Source organism: Streptomyces sp. NPDC086077 (assembly GCF_040686175.1).
In the GTDB taxonomy this organism is placed as follows: domain Bacteria; phylum Actinomycetota; class Actinomycetes; order Streptomycetales; family Streptomycetaceae; genus Streptomyces.
Map to the genome: position 1 here is coordinate 1 of NZ_JBFBJT010000268.1, position 5,068 is coordinate 5,068.

General features: G+C 69.3%; 5 protein-coding genes. 1 reads left to right on the forward strand and 4 read right to left on the reverse strand.

The annotated features are described in order from the left end of the window. Both AB0O67_RS36515 and AB0O67_RS36520 read right to left on the reverse strand, forming a co-directional pair. A partial coding sequence (locus AB0O67_RS36515) for an NAD(P)-binding domain-containing protein (protein ID WP_365460150.1) occupies positions 1–184 on the reverse strand: 184 nt, incomplete at its 3' end. Between the two features lie 115 nt (positions 185–299). Next, complete coding sequence (locus AB0O67_RS36520; protein ID WP_365460159.1) at positions 300–764, reverse strand: flavin reductase family protein; 465 nt, start codon at positions 762–764, stop codon at positions 300–302. Between AB0O67_RS36520 and AB0O67_RS36525 the strand changes: the two genes are divergently transcribed. Then, entirely contained in the window at positions 685–885 is a 201-nt protein-coding gene (locus AB0O67_RS36525; RefSeq protein WP_365460162.1) for a hypothetical protein, read from the forward strand. The genes AB0O67_RS36520 and AB0O67_RS36525 overlap by 80 nt on opposite strands. 54 nt (positions 886–939) lie before the next feature. Here the strand turns inward: AB0O67_RS36525 and AB0O67_RS36530 are convergent, their stop codons facing one another. Together AB0O67_RS36530 and AB0O67_RS36535 are read right to left on the reverse strand one after the other, a co-directional pair. Continuing rightward, positions 940–3,912, reverse strand: a complete 2,973-nt coding sequence (locus tag AB0O67_RS36530; protein ID WP_365460153.1) for a BTAD domain-containing putative transcriptional regulator — start codon at positions 3,910–3,912, stop codon at positions 940–942. 110 nt (positions 3,913–4,022) lie between these two features. Continuing rightward, positions 4,023–4,883: a cupin domain-containing protein gene (locus tag AB0O67_RS36535; RefSeq protein ID WP_365460156.1), complete on the reverse strand. Its 861-nt coding sequence runs from the start codon at positions 4,881–4,883 to the stop codon at positions 4,023–4,025. Positions 4,884–5,068 lie beyond the last annotated feature (185 nt).

The window sequence follows — 5,068 nt, forward strand, 5'->3', positions numbered from 1 at the left end:
TGATGCAGACGTCCGACCGGACCCAGGCCTCGGAGGGCTCGTCCAGTTCGAACGCGCCCCTTTCCAGCAGGCCGTCGGCCTTCCCCTTCGACCGGTTCCAGACGCTGACCTTGTGGCCCGCGCCGATGAGTCGTTCGGCGATTGCGGATCCCATCTGACCGAGACCCAGCACGGATACGTCCACGTTCATCTCCTGGTGATGAGGTGCGCGCCATGCGCAAAGGGGTGTTGACGGCGAGGGCCGGGCCTCCGGCACGAGGTGATGCGCGGAACAGGCCCGGGCGCCGTGGCGAGGTTCGCTACATCGAGGCGGCGAGCTGCCAGTCGAAGGCGAGCTGCGCGTGGGAATCGAGATCGCAGAGGCTGCCGAACTTCCCACCGAAGTACACCAGGGGGTTGGAGTCGACGGAGTAGCCGCAGCTGACGACCTGGCCGACGAATATGGTGTGGTCTCCCCCGGCGAACTCCTCCTGCACGTTGCAGGCGAAGTGAGCGACCGCGCCGTCGACGACGGGGAGGTCGTGGTCGGTTCGCAGCCCGACACCGGCGAACTTGTCGTCGCACCGGCTCGCGAACCGCAGCGCGTGGCGTTCCTGTCCTTGGGAGAGGACGCTGACCGCGAAGACTCCGGAATCGGAAATCGCGTCCCGCGTCGCGAGGGTGTTGCCGACACACACCAGCAGCATGAGCGGATCCAGCGAAACGGACGCGACAGCACTGGCGGTCATTCCTGCCGGCCCGTTCGCGGTCCTGGTGGTGACGATCGTGACGCCGGTCGTGAACCGCGCCATTGCTCCGCGATATGTGGCGCGCATGTCCTGCGCGGTAGATGCACCCATGATGCCCTCCGTTGCCTGTAACGAGATGGCTGAGCGTTTCCTGTGATCAGGTGGCTCGAGTGTGGCGGACCACGCGTTTACCGATGCGAAATCGACGGAGTCATCGGCGCAGCTGCATGACGAGCCGGCGGACCTCGTCCGACGGGGGCACTCCGAGATCCCGCATTCGCGCGACGTACCGCTGGTAGAGGGCCAGCACGCCGTCGTCGCTGCCGCTGGCGTGCGCCAGTCTGATGGCGAGCTGCCAGGCCTGCTCGCGATACGGATCCTCGCGCAGCACGCGGTCGATCAGTCCCTTGGCCTCGCGGTAGCGGTTCATGCGATAGGCGAGCTTGGCTGTGTCGACGCGAGCCGACAGGAAGGTCTCACCCAGCGCCTCACGACGCTCGGCGACCCACTCACCTGAGATCGTCGCCAGGTAGGGGCCCCGCTCCGCGCTGCTGAGCGCACGCGACAGCGTCTGGAGGCGGATCTCTCCGTCCTGTCTGCCGGCCTGGGCCACGAGGTCGACCGCCCGTTGTGCCGACCCCATGGCGAGGGTGGGGCCGACCAGGTGGAAGACGTCGCCGTCCTGCGCGGGGCCCAGGCCCTCGGGCAGGGCCTCGCGAAGCCGGTAGAGCGCCTGCCGCAGATAGCTGCGGCCGGCGGCGTCGTTGCGGCCCCCGAAGAGCGCCCCGAGCAGTTCCTCGCGGGTGGCCCTGCGATCGGGTGCCCAGAGCAGGTAGCTGAGGAGTTCGAGGCTCTTCGTCAGCCGGGGCTGGGTCACGTGTCCGTCGACCGTGAGGACCGGCTCGCCGAACTCCTCCAGCACCAGCCGGGGTGTACTCACGTTCACGCGTATCGGATGCTGGCCCGAGAGGGCGGCGAGGATCTCGTGCCAGGGCGACATACGGCTCGACCTGGTGTCCGCGGCTCTCGCCGCGACCTGCGGCACGTCCGCCAGTGCCGTCAGCAGCAGATGCTGGGTGCCGTGCGTCGAGGCGGAGACCATCGCGAGGTCGGCCGTGGCGTCGGACTCGTTCTCGAGTCCGAGGCGCCACTGCGCCTCCGCGAGGTACACGGCAGCCGTCGAGAGATCGAGATGGCGGTCTCCCTTCTGCATGCTCCGGAGGCATTCCGCGAGGTGCTCGTGCCCCTCGGTGTTCCGGTTCTGCAGGAGCATCGACAGACCGGACCACATCTGCCACATCTCGCGTGTGAGGCTGTACTCCGATGCCCCGCAGGCGGCCGACTCCGCCAGCACGCGGTCGGCACGCCGGGTGTCACCCCCGAGGCGCAGCCACAGCTTTGCTTCGCCGAGAAGGCTCAGGTTCTTGTACACCTTGGAGCCGGTGGCCGCGATGAGCTCTCGCCCCCGCGCGATGGACGCGCAGGCTTCGTCTCCGCGGCCGAGGTCGAGCATGAGATCGACGGCGTCGACGGCGTGCAGCCACACCGGCTGCGAGGAGCCACGGCGAGGTTCGAACATCGACATCGCGGCGTCGAGTCGCCCGGTGACGCGCAGCGCGGCGACGACCCACGGGCCGCCGAGTATCGTGCGCCAGGGATCGAACGACCCCGGGTCGTCGAGTCCTTCGAGGCGGCCGCGCAGGAAGGCCAGCCGCATCAGCAGTCCGTCGAGCGGGCCGGACGGCGTGGACGAGTACTCCGGAAAGGGTGGCGGTTCCTCGCCGGTGGCCAGCGCGATCAGCGTGTGCGCGATGCGCCCGTTCCGGCCCGGTGGCAGCCGGTCCGCCAGGGACCGCGCCTCCTCGATCCGCCCCCGGTGCCACAGGCACCAGCAGGCCAGGACGTGTGCCTCCTCGAAGTCGGGGGAATCCGGCTCCGGAAGCCAGTCGTATCCATGGCGATCGACGAGTTCCACACCGCGATCACACTGTTCGAGTGCGAAGGCGACGCGCAGGATGACGGAGCCGATCTCCGGGGTGGGCGTGCGTACCGACGCCCCCAGCGCGTCGAGCCACCGTGCCGCCGGCGCGAAGTCCATCCGTGCCACCAGGCTGGGGAGGGCTACGGCAGCCAGTCTCCCGGCCGCCTCCAGGTCCCCGAGCCGGAGCAACTCGTCGACCGCCTCCTCGTGCGCGCCGCCGGCGATCAGGACGTCGGCGTGCCTGCGGCGCACCTCGTCGAGCGTCCTGGCGTCCTCCCGCCCCAGGGCCTCGACGAGGAAGTCGCGGAACACCGGGTGCGGCGTCATACGGGAACCGTCGGACGCCCAGGTCACCGGGAGATGCCGGGCACGGAGGCCGGCCATGACCTGGGCCGCGTTCTCCTGGCCCAGCGCCCGGGCGCCCTCGGCCGAGACCTCCGCCAGCAGACTCGTATGGAGGAGGAACGTTCTCTCGGTCTGGGTGAGTGAGTTGAAGACGTTCGCCGCGACATAGGACCGCAGCAGGTCGGGATCCATCTGACGGGACTGGGCATGACGCCAGCCCTCGAAGAGGACCCCGGTGACCCAGCCCCCCGTGGCCGCCACCGCCTGCGCCGGGTGCACGTCGTCGCGACCGACGTTGCGCAGTGCCGCGGCCGCTTCCTGGGCGTCGAAGGAGAGGTCGCTCTCCACCAGCTCACCCACGCGGTCGCGGTCGCTCGTCGAGCCCGGGTCGAGGCGGACGTCGACGCGCGAGATCAGTACCAGGTTCACGCCGGGCGGCAGGTAGCGGGCGAACGACGACAGGACCGCGATGCAGGTCTCGTCCGGCACGACGCGTTCCACGTTGTCGCACACCAGGATGAGCCGGCTTCCCTGGAGGCTCTCGGCCAGCAGTCCGGCTGCCTCACCGATGTGGAGACTGCTGCTCAGGGCATCGGACGCCACATCGGCGGCGCTCGGCACGGCGCCCTCGACGGCCGCTTCGAGGTACACGAGCAGGCGGCCCGCCGCCTGCTCGGTACCGTCGAGCGACAGCCAGGCGACGGGCCTGTCGAGGTCACGGACAGCCAGGGCCACCGCCGTGGTCTTGCCTGCCCCGGCCGTCGCGAAGACGTTCACCACGGTGTGACGGTCGAGCAGAGACCTCAACCGCCGGCTGAGCCTGTCGCGCTCGACGATGTCCTTCGCCGGCTCCGGCATCGCCAGCTTCCGCCGGATGATCGCGCGATGCTGTCGACCTGGCGCCTTGGAATCGCTCGGCCGACCAAGAGTGGAGTCGCCGCCCATCGAACGTCGCGCCTCCGCGATCCTCAGTGCTCCTCCGGGAGCTTACGCCAGTCGTCAGGGAAGAAGAACGCGTCGGAGGTGGGCGGGATCGGCGACTGCACCTCGACCCAACGCGCCGGTTCCGCGCGTTCGTTGACGAAGCCATGCGTGCCGTCGGTACCCACCCACACCAGGTCACCTGTCTCGATGACCTCGTCCTTGCCATCCAGGGTCCCCCGCATCCCGCCGGATGTGAAGTAGTAGATCTCCTCGAACGGGTGGTAGTGGACCTTGGCCGCCTGGCCCGGGCCGGACCTAGGCGCGATCTCGCACACGAAGACAGTGTGGTGCTGGGCTCCCAGGAGCTGGTCGACCATCATCCTCAGGCTGATGTTCTTGATGTTGGGGCCGTGGTAGCCGGGCATCGACAGCTGCGCGTAGGGGGCCATGTCGGAGTCGTCGAAGTGGCCGACGTAGCGGTGCCGGGGGTCCGTCTCGGACGGGCGGCCCAGGTTCTCGCCCGGTGAGGCCTTGGCGGCGATGCGGCTTCGGGCGCCGTCGAACGTGGGCGGCTTCGGGGCGCGCACCCCGATCCACGTCAGTCCCTCGTCGCCGGCGGACAGCGAGTGGGCGACACCGACAGGCGCCACACCGTAGTCCCCGGAACCGAGTTCGTAGCGCAGTCCGGCATAGGCGGCCTCGCCCGATCCGCCCGTGACGAACCACGACTCCTCGAACGGGCAGCGGGTCCAGCCCGTCGTCGCTCCGGGAGCCAGCTCGTACAAACTCACCTCGAGGTGGGACGCGCCGTGCTCGTGCCCGACCAGGAGTGCCTGCTGAAGACCCGGGACGCCTTCGACGTCGGAGAACTTCCGCTCCGACGCCCGCGAGATGTAGTAAGCCATGTCGACCTCTCCGTACACACGCGAAGGTGCCCATGGGGGCATCCCTCACCCTGGTTGCTGCTGATGGTCATCGGGACTCTGCCCGGGCAGTTCGCGCGGGGCGGGTGGTTCGTGGCCGACGGCGGCGACCGCACTTCATCGGCATCGGTGGGGCCGGGATGTCCGGTATCGCGAAGATCCTGGCG

Excerpts from the sequence above, each read along its gene's own strand:
- AB0O67_RS36525 (WP_365460162.1), top strand. The coding sequence starts at position 685 with ATGAGCGGATCCAGCGAAACGGACGCGACAGCACTGGCGGTCATTCCT.
- AB0O67_RS36530 (WP_365460153.1), bottom strand. The coding sequence starts at position 3,912 with ATGCCGGAGCCGGCGAAGGACATCGTCGAGCGCGACAGGCTCAGCCGG.
- AB0O67_RS36535 (WP_365460156.1), bottom strand. The coding sequence starts at position 4,883 with ATGGCTTACTACATCTCGCGGGCGTCGGAGCGGAAGTTCTCCGACGTC.